This is a genomic window from Dyadobacter diqingensis, assembly GCF_024220585.1.
GTDB lineage: Bacteria > Bacteroidota > Bacteroidia > Cytophagales > Spirosomataceae > Dyadobacter > Dyadobacter diqingensis.
On sequence record NZ_JAMXKF010000001.1, the window covers coordinates 1,070,871 to 1,096,341 of the forward strand.

At 43.1% G+C, this 25,471-nt stretch carries 22 protein-coding genes; 13 read left to right on the forward strand and 9 right to left on the reverse strand.

Going from position 1 to position 25,471, the window contains the following annotated elements:
* Position 1: 1 nt before the first annotated feature.
* Both M1L62_RS04325 and M1L62_RS04330 read left to right on the forward strand, forming a co-directional pair.
* Positions 2–1,306, forward strand: coding sequence for an MFS transporter (locus tag M1L62_RS04325; RefSeq protein ID WP_254411776.1), 1,305 nt, complete (start codon positions 2–4; stop codon positions 1,304–1,306).
* Between the two features lie 42 nt (positions 1,307–1,348).
* A complete protein-coding gene (locus M1L62_RS04330; protein WP_254411777.1) occupies positions 1,349–1,786 on the forward strand; it encodes a nuclear transport factor 2 family protein in 438 nt (145 codons plus the stop codon).
* A 339-nt stretch (positions 1,787–2,125) separates the two neighbouring features.
* Here M1L62_RS04330 and M1L62_RS04335 read toward each other — a convergent pair whose 3' ends face one another.
* From M1L62_RS04335 to M1L62_RS04345, 3 genes are all read right to left on the reverse strand, one after another.
* Positions 2,126–2,677 carry a hypothetical protein gene (locus tag M1L62_RS04335; RefSeq protein ID WP_254411778.1) on the reverse strand — a complete coding sequence of 184 codons (552 nt, stop codon included), beginning with the start codon at positions 2,675–2,677 and terminating at the stop codon, positions 2,126–2,128.
* A 271-nt stretch (positions 2,678–2,948) separates the two neighbouring features.
* Entirely contained in the window at positions 2,949–4,163 is a 1,215-nt protein-coding gene (locus M1L62_RS04340) for an ATP-grasp domain-containing protein (protein WP_254411779.1), read from the reverse strand.
* 206 nt (positions 4,164–4,369) lie between these two features.
* Entirely contained in the window at positions 4,370–5,764 is a 1,395-nt protein-coding gene (locus M1L62_RS04345) for a leucyl aminopeptidase family protein (protein WP_254411780.1), read from the reverse strand.
* 175 nt (positions 5,765–5,939) lie between these two features.
* Here M1L62_RS04345 and M1L62_RS04350 point away from each other — a divergent pair, with 175 nt between their 5' ends.
* Together M1L62_RS04350 and M1L62_RS04355 are read left to right on the forward strand one after the other, a co-directional pair.
* Complete coding sequence (locus M1L62_RS04350; protein ID WP_254411781.1) at positions 5,940–7,331, forward strand: glycoside hydrolase family 88/105 protein; 1,392 nt, start codon at positions 5,940–5,942, stop codon at positions 7,329–7,331.
* Positions 7,297–8,634 carry a rhamnogalacturonan acetylesterase gene (locus tag M1L62_RS04355; protein ID WP_254411782.1) on the forward strand — a complete coding sequence of 446 codons (1,338 nt, stop codon included), beginning with the start codon at positions 7,297–7,299 and terminating at the stop codon, positions 8,632–8,634. The genes M1L62_RS04350 and M1L62_RS04355 overlap by 35 nt, the downstream gene beginning before the upstream one ends.
* A 118-nt stretch (positions 8,635–8,752) precedes the next feature.
* Here M1L62_RS04355 and M1L62_RS04360 read toward each other — a convergent pair whose 3' ends face one another.
* Positions 8,753–10,303: a M20/M25/M40 family metallo-hydrolase gene (locus tag M1L62_RS04360; RefSeq protein ID WP_254411783.1), complete on the reverse strand. Its 1,551-nt coding sequence runs from the start codon at positions 10,301–10,303 to the stop codon at positions 8,753–8,755.
* Between the two features lie 53 nt (positions 10,304–10,356).
* Between M1L62_RS04360 and M1L62_RS04365 the strand changes: the two genes are divergently transcribed.
* The 3 genes from M1L62_RS04365 (at position 10,357) to M1L62_RS04375 (ending at position 12,258) form a co-directional block, all read left to right on the forward strand.
* The gene (locus M1L62_RS04365; protein WP_254411784.1) at positions 10,357–11,007 is read left to right on the forward strand and encodes a Crp/Fnr family transcriptional regulator; all 651 of its coding nucleotides are present in this window, start codon (positions 10,357–10,359) and stop codon (positions 11,005–11,007) included.
* A 64-nt stretch (positions 11,008–11,071) separates the two neighbouring features.
* The gene (locus M1L62_RS04370; RefSeq protein ID WP_254411785.1) at positions 11,072–11,917 is read left to right on the forward strand and encodes an SDR family NAD(P)-dependent oxidoreductase; all 846 of its coding nucleotides are present in this window, start codon (positions 11,072–11,074) and stop codon (positions 11,915–11,917) included.
* 104 nt (positions 11,918–12,021) lie between these two features.
* Complete coding sequence (locus M1L62_RS04375) at positions 12,022–12,258, forward strand: acyl carrier protein (RefSeq protein WP_254411786.1); 237 nt, start codon at positions 12,022–12,024, stop codon at positions 12,256–12,258.
* Positions 12,259–12,315: 57 nt separating this feature from the next.
* On the opposite strand, the gene M1L62_RS04380 is transcribed toward M1L62_RS04375, so the two are convergent.
* Entirely contained in the window at positions 12,316–13,308 is a 993-nt protein-coding gene (locus M1L62_RS04380) for a bestrophin family protein (RefSeq protein WP_254411787.1), read from the reverse strand.
* Positions 13,309–13,441: 133 nt separating this feature from the next.
* Complete coding sequence (locus M1L62_RS04385; RefSeq protein ID WP_254411788.1) at positions 13,442–14,287, reverse strand: AraC family transcriptional regulator; 846 nt, start codon at positions 14,285–14,287, stop codon at positions 13,442–13,444.
* Positions 14,288–14,468: 181 nt separating this feature from the next.
* Between M1L62_RS04385 and M1L62_RS04390 the strand changes: the two genes are divergently transcribed.
* The 3 genes from M1L62_RS04390 to M1L62_RS04400 all read left to right on the forward strand — a co-directional run bounded on the left by M1L62_RS04390 (position 14,469) and on the right by M1L62_RS04400 (position 17,048).
* Complete coding sequence (locus M1L62_RS04390; protein ID WP_254411789.1) at positions 14,469–15,440, forward strand: phytanoyl-CoA dioxygenase family protein; 972 nt, start codon at positions 14,469–14,471, stop codon at positions 15,438–15,440.
* Between the two features lie 84 nt (positions 15,441–15,524).
* Positions 15,525–16,043, forward strand: coding sequence for a hypothetical protein (locus M1L62_RS04395; protein ID WP_254411790.1), 519 nt, complete (start codon positions 15,525–15,527; stop codon positions 16,041–16,043).
* 192 nt (positions 16,044–16,235) lie between these two features.
* Positions 16,236–17,048, forward strand: coding sequence for an HAD family hydrolase (locus M1L62_RS04400; protein ID WP_254411791.1), 813 nt, complete (start codon positions 16,236–16,238; stop codon positions 17,046–17,048).
* A gap of 61 nt (positions 17,049–17,109) precedes the next feature.
* On the opposite strand, the gene M1L62_RS04405 is transcribed toward M1L62_RS04400, so the two are convergent.
* The 3 genes from M1L62_RS04405 to M1L62_RS04415 all read right to left on the reverse strand — a co-directional run bounded on the left by M1L62_RS04405 (position 17,110) and on the right by M1L62_RS04415 (position 21,078).
* A complete protein-coding gene (locus M1L62_RS04405) occupies positions 17,110–17,850 on the reverse strand; it encodes an SDR family oxidoreductase (RefSeq protein WP_254411792.1) in 741 nt (246 codons plus the stop codon).
* 257 nt (positions 17,851–18,107) lie between these two features.
* Positions 18,108–19,376 (reverse strand): PQQ-dependent sugar dehydrogenase, encoded by a 1,269-nt coding sequence (locus M1L62_RS04410; protein WP_254411793.1) that lies wholly within the window; start codon positions 19,374–19,376, stop codon positions 18,108–18,110.
* A gap of 109 nt (positions 19,377–19,485) precedes the next feature.
* Positions 19,486–21,078 carry a serine hydrolase domain-containing protein gene (locus tag M1L62_RS04415; protein WP_254411794.1) on the reverse strand — a complete coding sequence of 531 codons (1,593 nt, stop codon included), beginning with the start codon at positions 21,076–21,078 and terminating at the stop codon, positions 19,486–19,488.
* 185 nt (positions 21,079–21,263) lie between these two features.
* Between M1L62_RS04415 and M1L62_RS04420 the strand changes: the two genes are divergently transcribed.
* From M1L62_RS04420 to M1L62_RS04430, 3 genes are all read left to right on the forward strand, one after another.
* The gene (locus M1L62_RS04420; RefSeq protein ID WP_254411795.1) at positions 21,264–22,406 is read left to right on the forward strand and encodes a DEAD/DEAH box helicase; all 1,143 of its coding nucleotides are present in this window, start codon (positions 21,264–21,266) and stop codon (positions 22,404–22,406) included.
* Positions 22,407–22,468: 62 nt separating this feature from the next.
* On the forward strand, positions 22,469–23,941 hold the full coding sequence (locus M1L62_RS04425) for a hypothetical protein (RefSeq protein ID WP_254411796.1): 1,473 nt from the start codon (positions 22,469–22,471) through the stop codon (positions 23,939–23,941).
* Positions 23,942–23,965: 24 nt separating this feature from the next.
* The gene (locus M1L62_RS04430) at positions 23,966–25,432 is read left to right on the forward strand and encodes a hypothetical protein (RefSeq protein WP_254411797.1); all 1,467 of its coding nucleotides are present in this window, start codon (positions 23,966–23,968) and stop codon (positions 25,430–25,432) included.
* The last annotated feature ends 39 nt before the right edge of the window (positions 25,433–25,471 follow it).

Sequence of the window (25,471 nt, forward strand, 5' to 3'; positions counted from 1 at the left end):
TATGCTTACTACCGAAATCCCCAAGTTGGAAAATCAAATGACGAAGTACCGCTGGCGCGTTGTTGCTTTGCTGTTTTTTGCAACCACCATCAACTATCTCGACCGCCAGGTATTGGGTTTATTGAAACCAGCCCTGGAATCTGATTTTAGCTGGACTGAAAAAGATTTCAGCCACATTGTAATGGCCTTCCAGGCAGCATATGCAATTTCGCTCATCGGTTTCGGTGCCATTATTGATAAAATCGGGACTAAGCTGGGATACATTATTTCGGTTGTGGTATGGAGTATTGCGGCTATTTTACATGCCGCGGCTACCGGAACACTCAGTTTCGGTTTCATGCGTGCACTGCTCGGACTGGGTGAAGCCGGCAACTTTCCGGTGGCTATTAAGGCAACTGCGGAATGGTTCCCCAAAAAAGAGCGTGCACTGGCGACTGGTATTTTTAATTCAGGTGCTAACATTGGTGCCGTGGTTGCACCGATTATGGTTCCCTGGTTATTGGGAGCTTACGGCTGGCAGGAAGCATTTTTGATCACGGGCGCACTGGGTTTTGTCTGGTTATTTTTCTGGTGGAGATACTACGAGGTACCTGCAAAACAACAACGCATGAACCAGGCAGAATTTGAATATATCCACAGCGACAACGAACCGGACACCAGCAAAGAAGCACCTGTAAAATGGCTTGACCTTTTCAAAGTACGTCAGACCTGGGCTTTTGTTTTCGGAAAAATGCTGACTGATCCTATCTGGTGGTTCTTTCTTTACTGGCTCCCTTCCTACTTTGCAGAAGCATTCAAACTGAACCTTTCCAAACCAAGTCTTGAACTTGTGATCGTTTATACGGCTACTACCATTGGTAGTATCGGCGGGGGGTATCTTTCAGGATACTTTATTAAAAAAGGCTGGCCGATTTTCCGCGCCCGTAAAACCTCGATGTTCATTTTCGCAGTTTTGGTTACACCGATTATGCTCGCACAATACACAACCAACATCTGGCAGGCTGTATTTTTGATAAGTTTGGCAGCTGCTGCGCACCAGGCCTGGAGTGCCAATATTTTTACAACGGCATCCGATATGTTCCCTAAAAAAGCCGTTAGTTCGGTTGTCGGTATAGGTGGTATGGCCGGATCAGTAGGTGGGATACTTTTCCCGCTTTTGGTAGGTATTATCCTTGACAATTATAAAACAGCTGGCAACATCGGTGCCGGCTACAACCTGATCTTTATCATTTGCGGTTTCGCCTATTTGCTTGCTTGGGCAGTTATGCACTTCTTTGCACCTAAAATGGAACAGGTTAAAATTTAAAAGCATTCGTTCCCGAAAACTCTAAAATCATTTTTGATCATTATGAAAAAAACATTCTTTGTCGCAGCGTTATTGTTATTTACCAGTCTGGCTTCTTTTGCCCAAAGTGCTGATGAAAAAGCAGTTGGTGATGCTGTGGAAAAATTAAAAAATGCAATTATTGCCGCGGATGCACCGGTATTGGACAAACTGACTTCTCCGCTATTATCTTATGGACACTCCAACGGGCTGCTTGAAGATAAAAAGGAATTTATCCGTGCCCTTACGAGCGGCGAATCACATTTCACCAAAATTGACCTCTCGGACCAGACTATCTCTGTTTCCGGGGATTTGGCTATTGTTCGTCATAAGCTGATTGGAGATACACATAACAAGGGCAAGGATCCTGCTCCGGTTAAGCTGGGAGTGTTCTATGTTTGGCAAAAAACAAAGGGTGCCTGGTTGTTATTAGGTCGTCAGGCGTTTAAATTACCAATGTAACTGCAGTCCCTTGTGGTTGCCCGTTATCCCATCCAAAATCCTGGATATGGCCAATATTTCTGCGTTACAGATATGTTTTCCTGGGAAATCGTGGGTTCATAGAAATTTGGATTTTTTTGGAGCGACCACAGGGGTCGCCCCTACTTGTAAAAACGATCTTCTACCCATTTTGCAGGATTATTTGTGATGTAATTTGCGATGTTATCAAAGGCGGCTGACGTTCTTATGATATGTTCGTAGTAGTTTCTTTGCCATAATTCTCTTCAAAGCGTTTCCAACCGGAAGCTTTTATACCTTCAATGAATTTTACGGTCGTTAGCGATTTAAATGCGGCGATTATCACTTGGCATCATAAAACTTTAATGGGCCTTTATAATAACCTGTCAGCTTTTTGCCGTCCGAGCCTTCTGTACAGTCAAAAGTTAATTCGTAGTTATTACCATCTTTTTTAACATTGACCTTTCCATAAATAATCTCGTGTACCTCCCCCGCCGATGTTATGTAATCTGCATTGAAAACGACGTATGAAAGTCCAAAGGTTTTTGCCATCAGGGTGGCTGTGTCGTCAAAAATATATTCACCCTCACCCAGAGCATTTGAAACCGGGCTGAATATTTCAAAATAAAGAATGTGTCCTTTACCCGATGTGGAATCAATTTTTCCTGCACCCTCATATACCTTAACGCCGGACGAATACAAAAACAAAACCTGCGCATGCCCCTGGTTCTTTTTGGACTGTCCGTAGTCGATCAGCAAACCACTGGCGAGATCGTAGGTTTTTCCGTCAAACGTCAAAATACTTTTTGGAGTGACTTCGTCGTCCTTTTTACAAGCGGAAAAGACAAAACCAACAAATACCAGAAGACACAAAAATTTGGAGAAATTTAGCATAGAACGGATCATTAGAAATAAAAAGTTGGACTAAACGCGCAAGAAAACTCTATTGAACTTCTTAAAATATTCTGCAACTTTTCTTCTAATCATCCGGCACACTACCATGAAGAATAAAAGTATTTTTGATACAAAAATAGCATTCCGGTTGTCCAAATTCTTTTACAACCGGAATGCTATTGAATTAGATATGTCGTATTCCGACAGGCCGAAACCAAGATTATTTATCGATGATAAGACTTCCTTAAAGTTAAAATAAAACTATTAATTATCAATGCGTTGGACGGTCAGGAGCCGGTGCCGATGCGTGATAATCACTTTGAATAATATCGGCATATTTATCCAAAAGCTCAATAACCTTGTCCTTGGACTTAGAGCGAACGACAAGACCTATATGGTGTTCTTCATCCATTCGCCAAACAACCTCAGGATCGCTAAAAACCGAAATATCCGGCCACGGCTGCCTGGTCAGTGAAATGATGATTCCGGCATATTCCTTACGGCTTGGCGGCAGTTTGAACACTTCGCCTTTCGCCTCAGCGGTTTCCATTTTCGCCCATTCTTTCCACAAATTAATTCCGGAAGAAGCGTCAACAAGTTCGGATAAATGTGCCCCGCCAACCCGACACGATGTTTCCAGAAAATAATACTTGCCATCATCTTTTGACCGTATCACCTCTGTATGTGACGCGCTATGCCGCAAGCCAAATGCCTTTAAAACATCAACCGATATCGTTTCCAGTGCATGCGCCTCTGACGAGTCAAAAGGTACAGTCATCGAGCGGAATATCCCTCCGCCATGGGCCACGTCAAACGGTGGTGCCAGGTATTTGCTGTTCCATGAAAAAATAACCCGCCCGTTCATCGACAAACTATCCACATGATAAACATCCCCCGGCTTGAATTGCTCAACCAGGTAAGCATGCCTCTTATCGCCTAGCTCATGTATTGTTTCCCACAACTCTCCCCGGTTATATAATTTTTTGATACCCGTTGCCGAGGCCTCCGAACGTGGTTTAATCATCCACGGTCCCGGATGACTGTCGAGAAATTTATTAATTACATCATCATTAAACAAACCACAAAAACCCGGAACCAATATCCCCGATTCAGATGCTTTGGTACGCATGGCCAGTTTATCCCGGAAATATTTCCCGGTCGTTTGTCCCATGCCGGGTATCCTGAAATACTCACGGATCAGGGCCGCTTTTTCAACGTCAAAATCATCGAGCGCAACAACACGGTCGATCATGCGGCTGCGCATAATATACGCAAGCCCCGTAATGACTTCGTCCATGTTGTAGGTCTTATCCTCTTCTTCCTCTATGTAAAAAAACTCATCGACCGATTCCCGCGCCCACGGTTTCTGATCCAGTTTTTTAGCTGTTAATAAATACACGATATTCCCCGCATCTTTGCAGGCTTTCAGAAAATCATTCCCTTTAAAATAGGTCGAAATACATAGAAAAGTTAAAGGACGCGCCATAAACAACCGGTTGTAGTGATAGTATGCATATCAAAGCTTTCCTGTTTGGCGAGAGGTCGCCGGAAAACTTCCTTTTCCCAAATCTAACAAAAACAAGCTATTTATCAAGTAAAGCCGAAGTTAAATTTCTATGATATGAGAAATTTAAAACAACAGCCAAACCTGCCTGTACAAAAGAAAAAAACCGTGCTGAAAGATATCCTGTTCTATTTCAATGATGTCAGATAAGTCCTCAGCAAACGAATTCCATAAGCCGTTCCTGCCCGGCCCGGTGCAAAATCATTATCCCCGAAAGCCATCCCGGCAATATCAAGATGTGCCCATTCCGGGTGTTCGTCGGTGAATACTTCCAGGAATTTAGCGGCAACAATGGCGCCTGCCAACGGCTTTCCGTGGTAGTTTTTAAGGTCCGCAATATCAGACGATATCTCCTCCTTGTATTCATCCCAGACCGGTAAACGCCATAACCGCTCCCCTGTTTCCTCTCCGGCTTTGGTCAGTTCACTTGCCAGATTATCGCTGACGGTAAACAGCCCTGCTGCTTCGTAACCCAAGGTTTGAATGACACTTCCGGTTAATGTGGCAAGGTCAATGACAACGTCCGGTTTATATTCTCTGACTGCATAACTCAGCCCATCCGCCAATATCAGCCTTCCTTCCGCATCCGTATCAATCACTTCAATGGTCTTTCCGGCATAAGAGCGAATCACGTCACCCGGTTTCATGGATGAACCATCGACACAGTTTTCCGTGGAAGGGACAATACCGATAATCTTCACCGGAAGTTTTAGCTGGGCAGCCAGTTCAACGATTCCCAAAACGGCAGCAGCGCCCCCCATATCACTCTTCATCAGGTGCATATTGGCAGAAGGTTTTATCGAAATCCCTCCCGTATCAAACGTGACCCCCTTTCCAACCAGCGCGATCGTTTTGTTATAATACTCCGGTTCGTATTCTGAAATAATCATTACCGGCGGCGCATCACTTCCCTTGCTGACCGAAAGCAACGCATACATGTGAAGCTCATGTAATTTGTTTTTATCAAAAACAGTGACTTTATACTGATTGTTTTTCCCTGATTCGACAGCCCATTCTGCCAGTTTTTCAGGTGTTTTATAATTCCCCGGCGCGTTCATCAAATCCATGATCCGGATTTGTACCAATGCAGTTTTATGCGCAAGGTTTATGGCATTTTCGTTTTCCTCAGTCAGTGCATCGGTCAGGATAAACAACTTGCCCGTCGCGCCGAAAAACGGGCTAAAAATCTTCGGTTCAGTTTTGTACAATTGCAGATTATATCCGCCCAGAATGATGCCATTCACAGCCACTTCGATCCATTCTGCTGATTTGCCTTTCGCATCCAGGACAATCTGGTCGGGCCAGCGATCCTTTCTTTTGAAAAACAAAAAGCGCAGCGCTTTGAGAACAGCAGCCAACTTTGGAGACTTTCCCAACCCTAACCAGATTTCGTTTTCGGAAGGCCACCATAACTCACCTTTCTCAGCTTTAAAATTTTGCTGATTCCCGGGTTCAGTACCCGATTCAAAAGTACGAAGTAGAAGTATATTTTCCGGTGCTTCTATGGTCTGGACGAAATGCATAAGGTTTCACGAATAAAATGATATCTTCAAAGCTAAGCATAGTAACGCTTTATTTAAATTTTATCCATGAATATTATCACAGAAAGCAGGTGAGTACGGGAATGTCGAAAAACTTTAAAATATTATATTTGTATACCATGTTAATCCAATTTTAACCAGCTATCTCAGGCAGCTCATGTACGCAAAACATCTATCAAAACAACTTATATTTCAGGGTGTTATCTTTTCCGGACTGGTTTTAGGGCAAACACAAAATGTCATTGCCCAGCGTAATGAAACCAAGGCGAACGACTCCAATACGCCGCTCCACTTGTTGCAGCCGGATTATCCGGTACCCTACGGCATCGTAAAAAAAGAGAATATTGTTAATGATTTAAATCGTATCCATGCGTATTTAAATAATGTTACGCCGACTGCATTTGTAGATAGCAAAACTGGCAAACCGGTGACGGATCTGACCAAAATTGATCAGAACACGGCTTTACAAAAAGGTGATTACCGGATCGTGAGTTATGAGTGGGGCGTGACATATTCGTCGATGCTGCTTGCAAGCCAGGTGACAGGCGACCCCAAGTTTAAGGAATATGCCGATAAACGACTGCAATTCATTGCTGAGTCTGTTCCTTATTTCAAAAAAACCAGTGCAGAACATGCCGACTGGGGCACAGCCGGTCCTTTACGTGGGTTGGTGGATCCGCACGCGCTGGACGACTGCGGTGCGATGTGTGCCGCGATGATCAAGGCTACGAGAGCCGGAACAAAAGGAAATTTCCGTCCATTGATCGACAGCCATATCGATTATATTTTAAACAAAGAGCATAAATTAAAAGATGGCTCGCTTGCCAGAAACAGACCTCAGCCTAACACAATCTGGCTCGACGATTTGTTTATGGGTGTTCCCGCGCTGGCACAAATGGGGAAACTTACCGGCGACAAAAAATATTATGATGAAGCCGTAAAGCAAGTTTTACAGATTTCCGGCCGAATGTTTAACAAAAATAAAGGGGTATACATGCACGGCTGGGTGGAAGGAATGACAGATCATCCTGAATTTCACTGGGCGCGTGCCAATGGATGGGCAATTTTGACGAAAGTGGAATTGCTGGATGTACTTCCTGTGAACCATCCCGGAAGACCAAAAATTCTTGAACTTCTAAAAGCGCATGTTCGAGGACTGGCCTCTTATCAGTCGGGATCCGGCTTTTGGCACCAGTTGCTTGACCGCAACGACTCTTATCTTGAAACATCTGCCACGGCAATTTATGCCTATTCCATTGCCAAAGCGATCAATAATGGCTGGATCGACGGGCTTAGCTATGCACCCATGACGCTGCTTGCATGGAATGCGGTTTCTACAAAAATTAATAAAGAAGGACAAGTTGAAGGCACTTGCGTAGGGACCGGAATGGGCTTTGATCCTGCATTTTATTACCACCGTCCGATCAGCCCTTTTGCCGCGCATGGTTATGGGCCGGTGATTATGGCGGGGGCAGAAGTGATTAATTTACTGAATAACAAGTCGTTCGAAATCAATGACAGCTCCGTACAGCTATTGCAAAAAAAGTAATTTTCTGTTTCTGGTTTTTCTGCTGGGATTCAGCCGCTTTGTATGCGGACAAAACTTAAAGTTTGATTTCGGATCCGGACAGGTTGCCAAAGGATATGTTAAGGTCAGTCCTGAAAATATTTACTCGAACGAAAAAGGATATGGTTTTCTGTCGCGAACAGGCCTGAAAGCGGTCGACAGAAAGACTAAAAACCGGTTGCAGTCTGACTACATTTCATCTGATTCATCGTTCTTTTTCTCTGTAAAATTGCCGGAAGGAAATTATGATGTGAAACTGATATTGGGAGACGAAGAAGGTACCTCGTCAACAACCGTAAAAGTGGAATGCAGACGGTTGATGCTGGAAAATATCGGGACTAAGGCAGCCGAATTCGTATCGCCCATTTTTACGGTGAATCTGCGTTCGCCTCAGATCAATGCCAGCGAAAAAATCGCCATCAAACCACGTGAAGCAGATTACCTGCATTGGGACGATCAGCTCACTTTTGAGTTTTGCGGAAAAGAACCAAAAATCTGCGGGTTGGAGATTACGAAAAACGAGAAGGCAAAAACGATTTTTTTAGCAGGAAATTCCACCGTTGTGGATCAGGCTTATGAACCCTATTCTGCCTGGGGAAATATAATCCCGAGATTTTTCAAACCCGGCGCCATTGTGGTGGCCAATTATGCAGAATCCGGTGAGTCTCTGAAAAGTTTTATAGCGGAAAAACGTCTGGATAAAATCTTGTCGCAGATGAAAGCAGGCGATTATCTGTTTATCGAATTTGCCCACAACGACCAGAAACAAAAAGATTTGCTGCCATTTGTTGGTTACAAAGCACTGCTTGAAAAATTCATTACCGAAACCCGCAAGAAAAAAGGGATTCCGGTTCTCGTATCAAGCATGCACCGCAGAAATTTTGATTCAACAGGACATATTGTGAACACATTGGGCGATTTCCCCGAAGCTGCCAGACAGACTGCTGCTGAACAAAAAGCGCCCCTGATTGACCTTAACGCGATGAGCAAAATTCTTTGGGAAACACTAGGACCGGAAGAATCCAAAAAAGCCTTTGTTCACTATCCGGCAAACAGTTTTCCAGGGAGGGACAAGGCAATAAAGGATGATACGCATTTCAGCAATTACGGTGCTTATCAGCTTGCAAAATGTATCATGGAAGGAATAAAAAAAGCAGAACCGGAACTGACGAAATACCTGCTGGATGAGTTATCGGCTTATGATCCCGCTCGCCCCGATCCGGTAAAGGAATTCTATTTCCCAACAAGCCCATTGGTAACTGCTGTAAAACCTGACGGGAATTAAGATTTGCTTAGCTGATTTCCTCTGCTAAAACAAAGAAGTCAAGTTTTGAAAACTTGACTTCTTTAATACAAAAGCGCACAAAAACGTAACGTATATCTCAAAAACGAAACATTAATAATTAATCAAGTCCGCCTTTGCGCGTCGGTTGCCTCACCGCTGGCCAAAGCCCCGGTTCTCCCTTTGCATTTGCAGGAAGCACGCTTTTTTCACGGGATGTTCTGGCAGGATCTTCACTCGCCTGATAAGCCATAATAGCGGCTAAAATGGCATTGCTGCGTACATCATCAAAAACAATTTTATCGTAGGTATCGCGGTTCGTATGCCAGGTATAAGTTCCATAAGACCAGTTTAATGAGCTCAACGAAAATGCAGGCGCGCCGGCTGCTACAAATGAAGCAAAGTCAGAACCTCCTGCTCCCGGCGCACCCGGAAATTTGGTTTCAATGGGTGCCTTAATCGCGTCCGGCACTTTCGATAGCCAACGTCCCAAATAGTCATAGGCATACAAAAAGCCCTGACCCGACAAGTTTATTACCCGTCCCGTTCCATTATCCTGATTAAAAACCGCCTGAATATTTTTCACAATTTCCGGGTGATCCTCAACAAAGGCACGTGAGCCATTCAAGCCCTGCTCCTCGCTGCCCCAGTGCCCTACCAGAATTGTCCGCTTCGGATTTGGATAAACTTTTTTCAGGATACGCATGGCTTCCATCATCGTCAAAGTGCCGGTGCCGTTATCTGTGGCCCCAGTACCGCCGTCCCATGAGTCAAAATGGGCCGAAAGAATGACATATTCATCCGGTTTCTCTGTCCCTTTTATTTCTGCAATGGTGTTGAAAGTTGGCACGACGCCATTCTCCTTCGAATCTGCTCTAACACTTATTTTAGGTGTATGCCCCGATTCTGCCAGACGATACAGCAAGCCGTAATCTTCCAAAGCAATATCAACGGCTGGCACCTTTTTCGTAACCGCACCAAAAATTTTATTTGCTCCAAATCCTTTTGACCAGTAAGAAGCCACAATACCGACCGCTCCCGCTTTTTCCAAAGCCAGGGGCAATGTCCGCGCTGAATAACCCGTTTTGGCAATTCGTTTCGCCCATGCCTCCGTCTGGATATCACGGCCTTTCTTCATCTTTTCAAACGATTCCTTCGTGCCAAATTCCTGCCAGTTGTAATCCGGGCGGCCTGTTGGCTGCAACATGCTGATCATCACAAACTTTCCTTTTACCGAAGGAAGCCATTTAGCAAACGCCAGCGAATCCGCCAGATCGGGCACAATCACCACGTCGGCCGTGACCGTTTTGCCTCCTGTCGACGGGCTCCATGCAAGCTGCATACCCTCCAGTGATTTCACCCGCGGCGACACCATATCAATATGCGACGCACCTCGCTCCCAGCCACGCCATTCGCCCCATTTTTCATTTTTGGCAGAAATATTCCATTCTTTATATTTGGCAACTGCCCACTCATTGGCCTGCACCATTTGCGGCGACCCGACAAGTCTTGGGCCAATCACATCCATTAATTCATGCGCCAGTTTTTCGAGCTGCGAATTTTCATTGGCTTCCTTAACGATGCCTTCCACAACAGGATCTTTTGTCTGCGCCTGGGTTAAAACTGAGGTTGCCATGAGCAGCCCAAGCGAGAGCCCGGATAGTTTCTTCATAGATTTTAAAACTTAGGTTTTGGATTTCGGTTTTCCTAAATTAGGAATATTGAATGATCCGCCAACCCATTCCCGGATTATTCCTGATTTGTCCAAGAAAAACCTTATCCATGCCACAGAAAAGTACGAAAGCACATGCCAAAATAGTAAATCTGATCAGCTCGGTTATCTCTCTGAAAGATGAGGATATCGACCTGATTGTTCAGGCTTTCGAACCTTTTTATGGCAAAAAAACGGAAATTCTGGAATCGGAGGGAAAACCTGCGCACTACCTCTATTTTATAAACGAAGGCTTTTTAAGGCTGTTTTACTTTGAAGATGGGACCGAAATAACCACACACATCAATTGTCCGCCTGGTTTTATAACGTCCTTCAACAGTTTTAATGACGAAACCGCGTCTGCCACGAATTTGCAGTGTATAACTGATTGTTCCCTTTTAAGAATCGATAAGAAAAACCTGGACAACCTTTGTCAGCAGGAATTGAAATGGATGGAATTTGCGCGGGTCATCACCGAAAAATCATTGCATTATAACGAACAAAGGACAAAAGATATGTTGGTGCTGAGCGCAGAACAGCGTTATCAAAAACTGATTTCCCGGCAGCCCGACATCATCCAAAATGTACCTCTCCAATACATCGCTTCTTTTATCGGCATTAAACCGGAGTCATTAAGCCGCATTCGCAGACAGATCATTTCCTAACATTTGTCAAGAAGCGCAGGAAAATTACATGCGAGATTTGTGCCATCACAATGATCGCAACACAATGAAACATTTAAAAGGAAAAACAGCGCTGATTACCGGCGCATCATCCGGCATAGGCGAAGCATTTGCCAGAGAACTTGCAAAACGTGGCATGAATCTCGTGCTGACTGCCCGATCCGAAGAAAAACTAACAACTATTGCGGCCGAAATCGCGACAACATACGGTGTTGAAACTCATGTTTTCGCTGGTGATTTGTCTGAAAAACAGACGCCCTTTGAACTCTTTCAATTTACCAGAAAAAACAACCTGACAATTGATCTGCTGATCAATAACGCCGGCTTTGGGAAATGGGGACATTTTCTGAGCGAAAATAGCTCCGTTTATGAAGATATGCTCGAAGTGAATATCAATGCCGTTGTAAAACTGACACACCTGTTTCTACCACCAATGCTTGCATCAGGCTCAGGCGGCATTATTAATGTTGCCTCAACGGGCGCTTTTCAACCTTGTCCTTACATTGCAACCTATGCTGCCAGCAAGGCTTTTGTGCTTTCTTTTTCCGAAGCACTTTACGGGGAATTTTACAAAAAAGGCATTACCGTCACCGCGCTTTGCCCGGGAAATACCGCCACCGGATTTCAGGCCGTTGCGGGTGCAGATACCCGTGATATGTACATCGAACCGGCTGAAAAAGTAGCACGTGAAGGGATTGAAGCACTTATTGCCGGCAAAAATTATAAGGTCAACGGGACGGTTAATTATCTGCAATCTTTTATCCCCAAACTACTGTCACGAAAAACCGTGATCTCTCTTGTTGAAAAAATGATGCGCAAACGAATCAACGGTTCCAAATTAAATCAGATGCCTGTGCCACAAACCGATGGCATTTCCGGTATAGTAAAATAACAGCCAACAGTTGTTTTGCTCAAAAAATAAAACCGGATTTCAAACCGCTCTATGAAAGAAACTTTACTGAAATTTTCCCTTAACCTTCATTAAATGATTTTCATATGAAAGAGCAAATCAGAAATTTACTGGCTGTCAATACCGGACTTCCTTTTCACTCGATTACCGATGATGCAAACCTGTCCCGTGATCTTGGACTCGACAGCCTGGACACAGTGGACCTGGTTTTGCAGCTGGAAGATATGTTTAAAGTTTCTATCCCCGACGAAGATTACCAGCATTTGCAAACGGTGAAGCAGTTTTGCGAGTATTTGCAGGATAAGGTAGTCGCTACGGCATAAAAAAGAGAAAGGCTTATCGGAATCAAATCCGATAAGCCTTTTTCATCACCTGATCTTTTAGAAAATGGCTCCTGAAAATGGCTGGCACCGTTCAGGGAGGTTTTCCTCTCCCAGCATATCTTTCAGATCGATTTCTATATTACGCACAATCGTTCTTACCGGAACATCATTCAATAACCCTTCAAACGGATTTTCGCTGACATCTCCTGTATACTCCATGAACATAAATACCCAGGAGACGATCAGGTTGAAAGGAATCAGCAGCCACATAAATTTTTCACCCAGTTTGAGAAATTCCGTCAGCAAACCGAAGGGAAGCAGCGTCATAAAAATGAATATAAATACAATAGAAGTGGTAGCATACTGACGCGGGAAAGGCGTATTTTTTATTCTTTCGCTTTTTCCCTGTTCGTCATAAAGAGATGCGATAAGTCGCTGCAACGTGATATGCTGATAAGAATCGATCAGATCTCTTTTTCGTAACTGGTTGATATGCTGCGACTGCCTGTCGAGCAGCTGTGTTGACATATTTTTCTTCGTCTTAATCCACCCCACTTCCTCCGGCGACAAATACCGGACAATCTCAGTCTCGAAAGATTCCAGCTTTGTACCCAGCGCTTTTCGCTGACGCTCACTTGCCTTATCCTTATGCTCCCAGGCTGTCCGTTGCGCCATGGCGTTTTTCAGCGCATATAACCAGCCGATATGCCTGTAAATAATCACCTTAATCTCTGCATCCACATCCGGATCTACGCCAGTTCCGACAAAAGCCCGGATCGTTGCACCAAACGAGCGGCTGTGATTGGTAATAGCGCCCCAGACTGTCCTCGCCTCCCAGCTACGGTCATACGATTGATTGTTTTTAAAACCGACAAAAAAAGCCGTGGCCGTACCAACCAGTGACACCGGCAACCAGGGAATGGCAACCCATTGCCATTCCAGATATTCGTAAGATAGGATAGCAGCAGACCCGGTAAACAGCGAAAGCAGCACCATGCGCCAGGAATAATAGTAGAAAATAATGGGATTGAGGTAACGATTAATGTACATAGAACAGGAGTTTGAGTAGTAAGTTTTACTGGTATAAGGTTCGCAAAAAACGTAAAAATATCAATCACAACGGATTATGAGGCATAGAAGCATCCTATCGCAGCAAATTCATCAATTACGAGCACTGCACTCGTTACTTCAAATAACGTTTCTTGAATTCGGAAGGATTTTCGCCCTCGACTTTTTTGAACAGTTTGTTGAAATAAGACAGGCTTTCAAAACCTACCGCAAAACAGGTTTCGGATACGGTTTTATCCTGTAACAAATAATTTTTTGCCTGATTGATCCGATAGTGGTTCACGAAATCAGTGAAAGTCATTTTGGCATTTTTTTTAAAAAACCTGCAAAAGGCAGCTGTTGTAAGGTTAACCTGTTCCGCAATAAAGTTCACATCCGGCTTTTGATCAAAATGCGTTTCCACATATTTATAGATCGAATTCATACGGAACTGTTCCTTCTGCAAAGATTTATTTCCTGCCGGTGTGTTATTCAAAACGGTAACCTGTTCGGCAGACGCCAGCAATCTTAGTATCTGAAGGAGAGAAATAAGCTGGTCAAAATGATCCAGTTTTGGTAATTCTTTTAGCTTTTCACCGACAATTTTCTTGGTATTGCCCGTAAATGAAAGTCCAAAATGCGACTGATCAAACAGTGATTTAATGGAAGCGAACTCGGGGATATCAAGAAAATCCTTTCCCAGAAAATTCTCTTTCATCTGGATAATGACCTGTTCACACGCCGTCCTGACACCATAGTCAAAATTTAAATGCGGAATATTGGGTCCGATCATCACCAGATCGCTGCCCTCATAAACGGAGGTATGCTCGCCAACATGCCGGGTTCCGCTGGTCCCTTCTACGTACACAATTTCGTATTCCGGATGAAAATGCCATAAAAAAGTGTCATTCAGTCCTGGTGTAAGCAGTACTTTAAATGAACTTCCCTCATCAGGCGCAATATTTTCACGGATGATTTTCACTTCTCAGTCTGGTTTCGAACAGGGTTAAATACTGTTTCATAAACTCCAATTTTGCTATTTACTTCATTTAAATTATAAAAAATATCAATAGAGAGCAAATAGTGGTTATTGTGGCGGTTGATATCACCCTTGCAAACAAAGTAGCTTTGTCATATTAAATCACGTAAAAATATTATATCCCATGACACATCAGACGATGACTCCCACGATGGCGCCAACCAGCGCGCATAAAGATATTCCCGGCAATCCGTCGACGGCAAAATCCAGTAACGTGAAACTGAATGACCGAAGCAATGGCAAACCTTTGCGCCTGCTGAGTGAAGAAGATTGGCAGTTCTGGATCACGAATGGTTATATTGTCATTAAGGATGCTGTCCCAAAAGAGCAGGTGAAAAAACTGGCAGATTTTCTTTGGGAATTTGAAGAAAAAAATCCGAACGATCCCGAAACCTGGTACACGCCGCCACGTGCTGAGATGAAAATGAAAGAGCTCACCAACACCGGCATGGTGGAAGTTTACAACCATCAGTATCTGTGGGATAACCGTCAGTTTCCAAAAGTGCACGAAGCTTTCACCGATATTTGGGGTACTGAAAAATTATGGGTGACCATTGACCGTGCCAACCTTAACCTGCCTCTAAGACCCGGATTTGACTACAAAGGTTTCATCCATTGGGATTATGATCCCGAAACAAAACCGCAAAATGTACAGGGCGTTTTGGCTCTCGCCGATCAGGATGACGAAAATATGGGCGGTTTTCAATGTATTCCGGAATTGTTCAGGACGTATGATACCTGGAAACTGACTCAGCCCGAGGATCGCAACCATTTTCAGCCGGATACCACAGGTTTTGACCTGGTGAAAGTAAAAATGAGTGCCGGTGACCTGTTAATTTTCAACAGTTCGCAGCCGCATGGTATACGGCCAAACCGTAGCCAGGACAAAGTCCGGATGGCGCAATACATTGCCATGATGCCGGCTCAGGAAGACGACGAAGCACTTCGCCAGTGGCGCATTCATTCATGGAAGGAAAGGCAGGCCCCCGAAGGATACGCTTTCCCGGGCGATCCCAGAAATTGGGAGAAAACAAAGTATGAAACGGCGGAGTTATCGGAATTGGGAAGAAAATTGCTGGGGCTGGATAAGTGGTGAGGTCTTGGATTTAGAAATATTTCCTATCCATTGAAACTAATAACAGTAATTTTTTTAGCTTCGGGTCTCAGGATTCTCCAAAAAATGAACCTTAAAGACAAGCTATCCAAGATACTCGTACAAGAAAAGCATGAATATGTCTTAGAATTACCTTTTGAGGTTGTTCAAAGCAAACTTGATACATTTTTTAATCGCAGCTTTTGGAATAGTACAATGGATACTCAAATTAGACTGTATGGTAAGTTTACCAATGTAGACAAAACTCAATTTTTTGTAGCACAAAACTGGGGTATTTATACAACCGGTGGGGCAATATCTAAAAGTCATATTGCTACGATAGAAGCTATAAACGCCAAATCAACAAAAATAATATACAAAAACAATTCTCAACTAACGTCCTTGCTGATTTGCGTCATTGGTATTTTCATAATGCTACTTTTATTTATAACTCTCCTCAAAAAACCTTTTGAATTTTGGCTTCAACTGGAAACCTGGTTCTCATTTTTAGGTTTGTTTACAATAATCCTATTTTTGCGCGGATTATCATTGGGGTATGCTGAGGGAATAAAACAGGACTTTGAAAAATTGCTAAAAACGTTTTAACATTATACTATTTCAACAGATTAATTCATTTTTGTTAAACCCAATTCTTCTTCATTACGTAAAAATTACTGGATTCAAAAGCGTCAATGAAATTTTAAGTGTCTAACCAACACAAATTTTTCTCAAAGTCTGTTACTTTTTAACCAGACTGAGCGTTCTTTGTATAAATATTGATTCAGTAAATACATTAAAATGTCAGATATTAAGCTGGTTGCAACCGATATGGACGGTACGCTTCTCAATTCGAAGCATGAGTTAAGCGATTCTTTTTTGCCTGTTTTCAGAAAATTAAAGGATCAGGGAATCATTTTCGTGGCAGCCAGCGGGAGGCAGTATTACAATTTGCTGAAGACATTGGATGAAGTCAAAGATGAGGTCATTTTTGCGGCTGAAAATGGAAGTTATGTGGTTTTTCGGGACGAAGAAATACATGTGCAAGCCATGGACCAGCAAATCGTGAGAGAACTTATCGTTAAAGCGCGAAACATTGGTGGTACGTATGCCGTCATTTGCGGTAAGAAAAAAGCTTACGTGGAAAGTGCAGAACCCGAATTTATTGATCACCTTAAGCTTTATTTCGAACGATACGAGATCGTTGAAGATCTGCTGAAAGTGGAAGATGATGAGTTTTTGAAATTTACGTTATGCGACCTGGCCGGCTCTGAAGGCAATAGTTATCCGCATTACAAACATTTGCAGGATACCTTGCAAGTGAAAGTGTCCGGACCGATCTGGCTGGATATTTCTCACAAACAGGCCAACAAGGGAGAAGCAATGGAAGTACTTCAGGCCAAATTTGGCGTTTCCTTTGAACAGACTATGGTTTTCGGAGACTATTTCAATGATCTGGAAATGCTTCAGAAAGGATATTACTCCTATGCGATGGCAAATGCACATGAAGATATCAAAAGTGTTGCCCGTTTTATCGCCAAAAGCAACGATGAAAATGGCGTGGTAGAAATTCTGTCCACTTTGGTAGATAATACGATTTCAGCCGATAAATAGCATATTTTTAAAGAAGTCAACACGGGGCGAGCCCTTTTGTTGACTTCTTTAATAAAAATACTCAGGCCGGATTCATGGCCTGCAAAGCATCAGCTGGGGAAGCCAGTGATAATTTATAGATATCGGCTGTTCTGCCTACGTGGATTTCATAAATATCATTTTCCAGCGCGTTCAATAGATCTTCTGCCACTACAACCGGCGGGATGCCGTTTGCTCCGCCAATTTCTTCTGAGAAATCGGTATTGACCAACGGAGGCATTAATTCAAAAACTCTGGTACCTGTTGTTTTAGAGAGCGCGATTCGCAACGATTGTGTGTACGAGTGCAGTGCCGCTTTGCTCGCCCCATACGTCGCCATTCTGTGATTTGGCACAAAAGCTACGATGCTGGAAACATTAACAATCGCCGACTGCTGCTTTACTCCTATCAGTGAAAGCAATTTTTCATTGATACGGATAATGGAAAGATAATTGGTCAGCATTTCCTCGCCTGCTTTCTGAAAAACGTTCGAATTTTCAGTTAAATCGACAAGATAGGCCTTGCCCGCATTGTTAACGATGATGTTAAGCTCTGGAAAGTCAGTGGTTAAAGTTTTTACAAGCTGGTCCACATCTGCATCGGAGGTCACGTCACAGGCGATTCCCGTAACGTTCGGTAATTTGGCCACAGCCTGATTCAATCGTTCAGGATTTCTGCCGGTGATGATCACTTTGTTACCTTTTTCTGATAAAATCTTAGCGATTTCAAAACCAATACCAGCACTACCACCGGTAACCAAAACTGTATTATTTGTCGTTTTCATCTTTAAGTTTATTTTAATACCAATCGGTATATTCTATTCTAAAAAAATATTGAATCAAAACAGGTACCCTCAGCAAGCGTATTCCCTTTTTGTAATGATCGATACAAAAATATACCATTCGGTATTATTCTGCAAGTTTTTCACAGAAAATATTTATTTCACAAACAATTAACCTGACCCGAAAAAACAACTGCATTGCAAAAAAGCCTGATCCAACAGAATCAGGCACCTTATTTTATCTCCCATCGCTAATTTTTTTATTGAACGCTCACACGCCATATCGTATTGCCGGCATCGTCATTGACGAGTAGTGAACCATCATCCAGGACGGCAATCCCAACCGGACGACCATAGACCTTATCTTCACTTTCTATAAAACCGGTTAAAAAATCTTCCGGTTTACCAGCTGGTTTCCCATTTTTAAACGGAACGAAAACTACCTTATATCCTGATATCTTCGATCTGTTCCAGGATCCGTGCTGGCCGATAAAAACACCCTGATGATACTTTTCAGGAAATTTCTTCTTGTTGTAAAAGGCCAGTCCCAGCGATGCTGTATGGGCACCAAGCGGCACATCCGGAACAATCGCCTTTGCCACCAGCTCCTTTCCTTCACCCTTCATTCTCGGATCAGGATGCTGCCCGAAATACGAATAGGGCCAGCCGTAAAATCCGCCTTCCCTGACACTGGTCAGATAATCCGGAACCAGTTCGTCACCCAGTTTATCTCGCTCATTCACAGCAGTCCATAAAACATTTGTGCCAGGCGCCCAACCCATACCCACCGGGTTTCGTAATCCACTGGCATAAATCCTTTCACCAGTCCCGTCCGGATTAATTTCCAGGATATTTGCCCTTCGTTTCTCATTTTCCATCCCATGCTCAGCGACATTACTTCCTGAACCCACAGAAACATAAATCTTGGATCCGTCTGCATTGGGTAAAATATTTCTCGTCCAGTGATTATTGTAACCTCCCGCCGGAAGTTCCAGAATCTGCTGCCCCTTTCCTGTGATTTTCGTATCACCGGTTTTATAAGAATAACGCACGATCCCATTCGTATTGGCCACATAGAAATAATTTTTCAGTACCAGCATACCCAACGGCTGTTTTAATTTCTCGATGAAGATTTCCCGCATTTCAGGAACACCATCTTTGTTCACATCCCTTAAAAGTGTTATCCTGTCTGCGCTTTTTTTCGTTCCTGATTCAGCCACGAAGACATCGCCATTGGGTGCCACATAGGACCAGCGCGGGTTATCAAGCTTGTCTGCATACCTGGTCACGACAAATCCGGCTGGTGCTTTTGGTTTCTGCCCCTCCTTCCATCCGGCGACATCAGGACGTTTCTCCGCTGATTCTGTCGCAAATGGCGCAGGCAGGCTAAGGCTATCCACCGCAGTTTTAACTTCGGTCCGAACCGTATCGGCACCACTTTCTTCAACCTCCTTTTTACCGTTATTACTACAACTGAATAACATGGTTCCAACGAGCGCATAACCCACAATCCGTTTTATTTCTTGCATAATCCGTTCCGTTAATAGCAAAGAGAGCATCAGTCGTGATGACCGATGCTCTCTTTTTTAAATAATAATGCCAGATTGTTTTAGATGAATTTATTACCCGTTCACTAATTCAACTTACCAGTTTTCCTTTTAAAATCGGGCGTGCGTCTTTGGTGTTTCCTAAAATAGCCAGGCTTCTCACAAATTCAGTTTCAATATCTCCCTGGTTAAAACGGCATTTCACGACCTCATAATGGGCTGTTTCAATAAATCGCCAGGTCATCTCGAAGGTGTTATCGTCTGTCCATGCACCGCTGGCCGCAATTTTGGTTTGCGTTTCACCCGGGATAATGGTCTGTGTCAATTTCAGAGGTAAGGTATTGATATCCGTAATCCCATATTTCCATTTATTGATTCCGCAGCTGACCAGGTGCTCTCCCTTATTGTCCTTGATTTTGAAATCGCAGCCGTCATCCCTGAAAGACAGCGAAACATTGGTAACCGATAACGCGTTTTCTCCAATTGCAAAATTTTTGCCATTCACCGTCGCGGCGGTGGGCGACGCCGGTTTTCCTTTTTGAATTACCAGTGCCAGTGTCGACAATTTTTGTTTTAACTGATTTTGCGCCGTTTTATCCGCAGGAATTGGAGCATTCCTGACCGCAGGTAAAATATGATCCCACACCTGATCCAAAATTCCCTGCATATCGGCAGTCTCACTTGTGATCGCTACAACCAGATCTTCTTTTGGCAAAACGACGCAGTACTGCCCGTAGGCACCATCTCCCCGAAATCCGTCATGCCGGCAACGCCAAAACTGATAGCCATAACCCTGCAACCAATCATTTTCCTCTTTCTTGCGGGAGCCGCCCTTGGATTCTACCTGCGCACTGCTGGCGTCTTTAATCCAATCTTCGGATACCAAGCGTTTACCATTCCACACACCTTTCTGGATCAGCAACTGCCCAAATTTTGCGATATCCTCTGTTTTTAGGCGAAGTCCCCAGCCACCGGTATTGATGCCATTCGGGTCTACTTCCCAATCCACCCCCACGATATTCAACGGTTTAAAAAGTCTGGGTGTCAGATAATTAAGCACGGTTTCACCCGTCAGCTTCTGGATAATTGCGGAGAGCATATAGGTGGCGCCGCTGTTGTAAACGAAAAATGTTCCGGGCTCATGTTCAACAGGCAATGCCAGAAAACTCTTGACCCAATTTGTTTCCTGAGCGTTTCGCAGGGATGGCGTACTATCTTTGTCATGCCCGGTTGACATCGTTAACAAGTCTTTCACCCGCATCGCCGCCAGATTTGGGCTGATTGTCGCGGGCGCATCCTTTGGAAAAAACGAAACGACTTTATCTTCCACCTTTAATTTCCCCTCAGCCACCGCCAATCCGATTGCCGTTGAAGTAAAACTTTTACTCAAAGAATAAAGTGTATGTTTCAGATCCGGCGCATAAGGTCCCCACCAGCCCTCTGCCACGATTTTTCCATGCCTGACCACGATAAGGCTGTGCAAGTTCAGTTTTTTACTTTCGATTGCATTCACAAAATCAAAAATTCCTGCTGAACCAACGCCCTGCAATTCGGGAGTACTGCGAGGCAATCCGGTGTTTGGCGCAGCCTCTGCCCAGGAAGACAAAGGCAGCTGACTGATCAATCCCAGCTGAAGGGCAGCGAGCCCCGTTTTCTCTAAAAATTCTCTACGATTTAATACCATATTGCAAAGGGGAATAAAAAGTCTGTCAAATAATTTATTTCTTCTTTTACATTCGTTCGTGGTCAATTCAGGCCGGATTTAATGACGAATAACATGGTTTTCCATGTTACCGAAACATGATAGCCCGCTAATTGGTATATTTGCAGCGACCAAATGGTCATTTTATCATAACAGTACAGAATCATATGTCTTTTCAAAAACTTGGTTTATCCGAACCTTTATTAAAAACCATAGCAGAACAAAATTATACTCAACCTTATCCGATTCAGCAGGAGGCAATTCCGGCCATTTTGGAAGGGAAAGATATTTTGGGAATCGCTAAAACAGGTTCGGGAAAAACAGCAAGTTTTGTGTTGCCGATTCTGGAAATGTTTCAGTCCAAAAGTGCTCCGAAAAACAGGTATATCACGGCCCTTGTACTGGTACCAACCCGGGAACTTGCCGTGCAGATTGGCGTGGTTTTTCAAACATTCGGAGAAAAACTGCCACGAAAGGTAAAAAGCCTGGCGGTGTATGGCGGGGTGTCAATCAATCCGCAGATGATTGCTTTACAGGGTGTTGAAATCCTGATCGCGACACCAGGCAGGCTCATCGACTTATTATCTCATAAAGCCCTTAATATTTCTGAAACCCAAATTCTGGTTCTGGATGAGGCCGACAAGATGCTTAATCTTGGCTTTGCCGAAGAAATGAAGGATATCCTTTTTCTTCTTCCCAAAAAACGGCAGAGTATTCTTTTCTCAGCGACGCTCGGAGAAGAAGTAGACAAGATCAATAAAAGCACGCTTAAAAATCCGGTGACAATCGAAATCACCGAAGAAGAGCAAAATCTGGATCTGATCAAACAAAGCGGATATTTCGTTGACCCGGAAAGAAAAGGCCCCTTACTGCGCTACCTGATCAAACAAGGCGAAATGAAGCAGGTACTTGTTTTCGTTTCATCTACCAGAACGGCTGATAACCTGGTTGTAAAACTGGTTAAAAATGGTATTCAGGCCGCCGCCATGCACAGTAAAAAGAGTCAGGGTGCAAGAACGGAAGTTTTAAATAAATTTAAATCCGGCAAGCTGACCGTTATGGTGGCAACCGATCTTGTATCAAGAGGTATTGACATTCAGTTTTTACCGCACGTGATCAATTTTGAATTGCCGCGCTCACCAAAAGATTACATCCACCGCATCGGCCGTACCGGACGCGCAGAGTCAACCGGCGAAGCGATTTCACTGATAACGCCGGAAGAAGCACACCACTGGAAAATCATTCAAAAGAAAATGGGCAAACGCGTTGAGATGATAGAGACTTTTGATTTGGATTTGATGGGGTATTGATGAAAAGTAAAATAGTCAAGCTAAGCAAGGGTTAAAAGTCAGCTCCAAAATCGTCGCTGTTAATGAAAATCACACTACTTCGTAAATTAAGTCTTACATACATTCTGATCCCCAATTTACTATTTTCCTTTGGGTGGTTTCGCCAACCCTACTCAGGAATTTTAATAGCAGGTTTTATTTTCTTGTTAATAAGAGAACTGAAAAAGAAAAATGAGCCGGATTTTTTACCTGCCAAAGACTTATTTTTCACGTTGTTGTTTGCGATCGTATGGACATTTTTTTCAGGAGCAGGTGGTTTAAGCGATCAAAAAAGTGATTTTTTTGCCCATAACGCTAAGTTTTATGATTTATACAAAAATCCCTGGCCTACGTATTTTCCAGAAGTGGGGCGCTATGCCTGTTACTACTTTGGGTATTATCTCGTACCATCGTTTCTTGGTAAAATTACCGGTGACCTCAGCCCCTCATTTATTTATTTTTGGAGTGTATTGGGATATTTCCTGGGTTTCTCCTGGGTCTACCTTTTAATAGGGAGAAAAAAGGTGGGTTTGTTTGCTTTTCTGTGGTTTAGGGGCATCGGTTATGTATTATGTCTGGCGCTGCAAAAAAGTCATATTATGAATATTCCGCTATACCGACCGGTTATCAATGGCATCGTCCAACAGTCGAGCTATGCACCAAACCAGTTCCTGGGAACATTAATCGTTACCTGTATACTCATTCACGACGTCTTTGTAAGAAAAGAATTTAAAGAAATCTGGTTTCCAATTACACTGGTCTTTATCTGGAGCGTTTTTCCTTCGATTTCACTTTCTATTATTTACCTGATTGTTTGGGTAAGACACTTCATCATCAAGCAAAATTATATGACTCTGTGCAACTGGTCTTCGCTGGCTAGTTTCATCCTGCCCGCTATCCTCCTTTTACCAACCTTGGGATATTTTCTTTCTGCGAATCAAACAACTGTAAAAGGACTTCTCTGGCAATTCGGAGATCCTTTCAAAATCAGTTTTTATCATTTTACCGGGATCATGATCGATCTCGTTGTTTACTTTTTATTGATTCGCTCGCTGAAACACCGGGAAAAACTTATTCCATTCTGGTTCACGGCATCCTTGCTCACGACTTTATTCGTATTTTCACTTTACCGAGTCGGGTTTCATAATGACTGGTTTTATCGTACACAAATCCCTATATTTATTATCCTGGTTATTGTACTCATCAGAGGTGCTTATGACTGTGTAGAAGAAAAGTTACTCCCGGCTGGCTGGCTTAACAGATCTTTATCTTTACTGATTGTAATTATGATGTTTATCCAGTTGAGTGCATATGTTCATCTCTTAAGAGACAATATCATTGTTAAAACACTGTTTCCCTCTGCCACGTCATTTAAACCTATGCCATATGACCGCTTCCCGAACGTATATCTGCTGATGAAAAAAATGTATCAGGACCGGGGAGATGCCGAGCAGTATCTGGGACAGAAAAACTCATTTTACGAATTGCATCTTGCACCAAAAACAGATAAAAATTGAAGCAAATTTTACGGAACACACGCTATGTCAATTTCAACACTCCGTAAAGCAAGTATTGGTTATTTACTAGTACCAAATCTGCTATTCTGTTACGGCTGGTTCAGATACCCCTATTCACTGCTTTTGATAACCGGATACAGTTTTTTGCTATATCTCGAATTGCGAAAAAGTGAAAAAAGTGACACGATCCAGATCAAAGAGCTTGTATTTCTACTTGCTTTCGCACTGATCTGGACTGTATTTACGGGTGTCGGCGGCCTCAGTGAGCAGACGAGTGACTTCTGGGCACACAACGCCAAATTTTATGATTTGTATAAGAATCCGTGGCCGAATTATTTTGCGGAAATTGACCGGTTTTCCTGTTATTATTTTGGCTACTTTCTTGTTCCTGCAATCATTTCAAAATCCGCTCATGAACTTCTTCCCTCAGCACTCTTTTTATGGTCATTACTAGGATATTTTCTTGCGGTTTGCTGGGTATACCATTTGCTGCATAAAAACAAATGGCTGTTGTTCTCTTTTCTGTGGATCAGAGGAATAGGACATGTGATCCTTTACACGCTAAAAAAAACACTTTTCATCGTATCTCCATTTTACATGCCCGTTTTACGGGCTATGTTTGAACAATCCTCCTGGGTAACAAATCAGCTAATTCCGGTTATTATTGTAAGCTGTATTTTGTTAGATGACACATTTAACAGAAAAAGAACACAGGATACTTTCTTTTTACTGACACTTACCTTCGTCTGGGCAATATTTCCGGCCATTTGTCTCATACTAATCTTCTCCGTTCTTTTTATCCGGAAATACTTTTTCGAAGAGTCTTTTATGCACATTTTTAACCGGGAAGCAATCGTAACATACTGGCTGCCGGGGATGCTGGTGGTACCAACTTTGATTTTCCTGAGTTCTTCTCAAAATACACCATTGAATGGCCTTTTATGGGAATATGAAGACGGATTAAGAATGAGTATTTTCTACTTTATAGCATTTCTGATTGACTGGGTTTTGTTTTATTATTTACTCCGGTTAACACAAAAGAAAGCTGTCTGGCTTCCAGCCTGGTTCATTCACGCGCTGTTTTGCCTGTTTATTTTTAGCTCATTTTTCCGTATTGGACTCAATAACGACTGGTTTTACAGAGGACAGATTCCCTTTTTTGTCATCATTATCCTCGGAATATTAAGCGGCATAGGCCCGTTGATAAAAGACCGGAACATGCCTAAGTCACGTTTCTTTATTGTTGCCTTAGTGCCTCTTGTCATGGCTGCTTGCATACAGATCGGATTCAGTTCGCATTTATTGCGTGATAATATCTTTGTCAAAAGTATTTTCCCAGGAAAAACAGATTTTAAACCTGTACCTTACGACCGGTTCCCGAATGTTTATCAGGCTTTAAAAACCTTGCATGGCAATAAAGGGGATGCAGAACAATATCTGGGAAAGAAGGGATCTATCTATGATAAATACCTGTCCAGACGAACACATTGAGAAACCAGAGTTGGTAAAAGAGCCGAGAGATAACTGAAT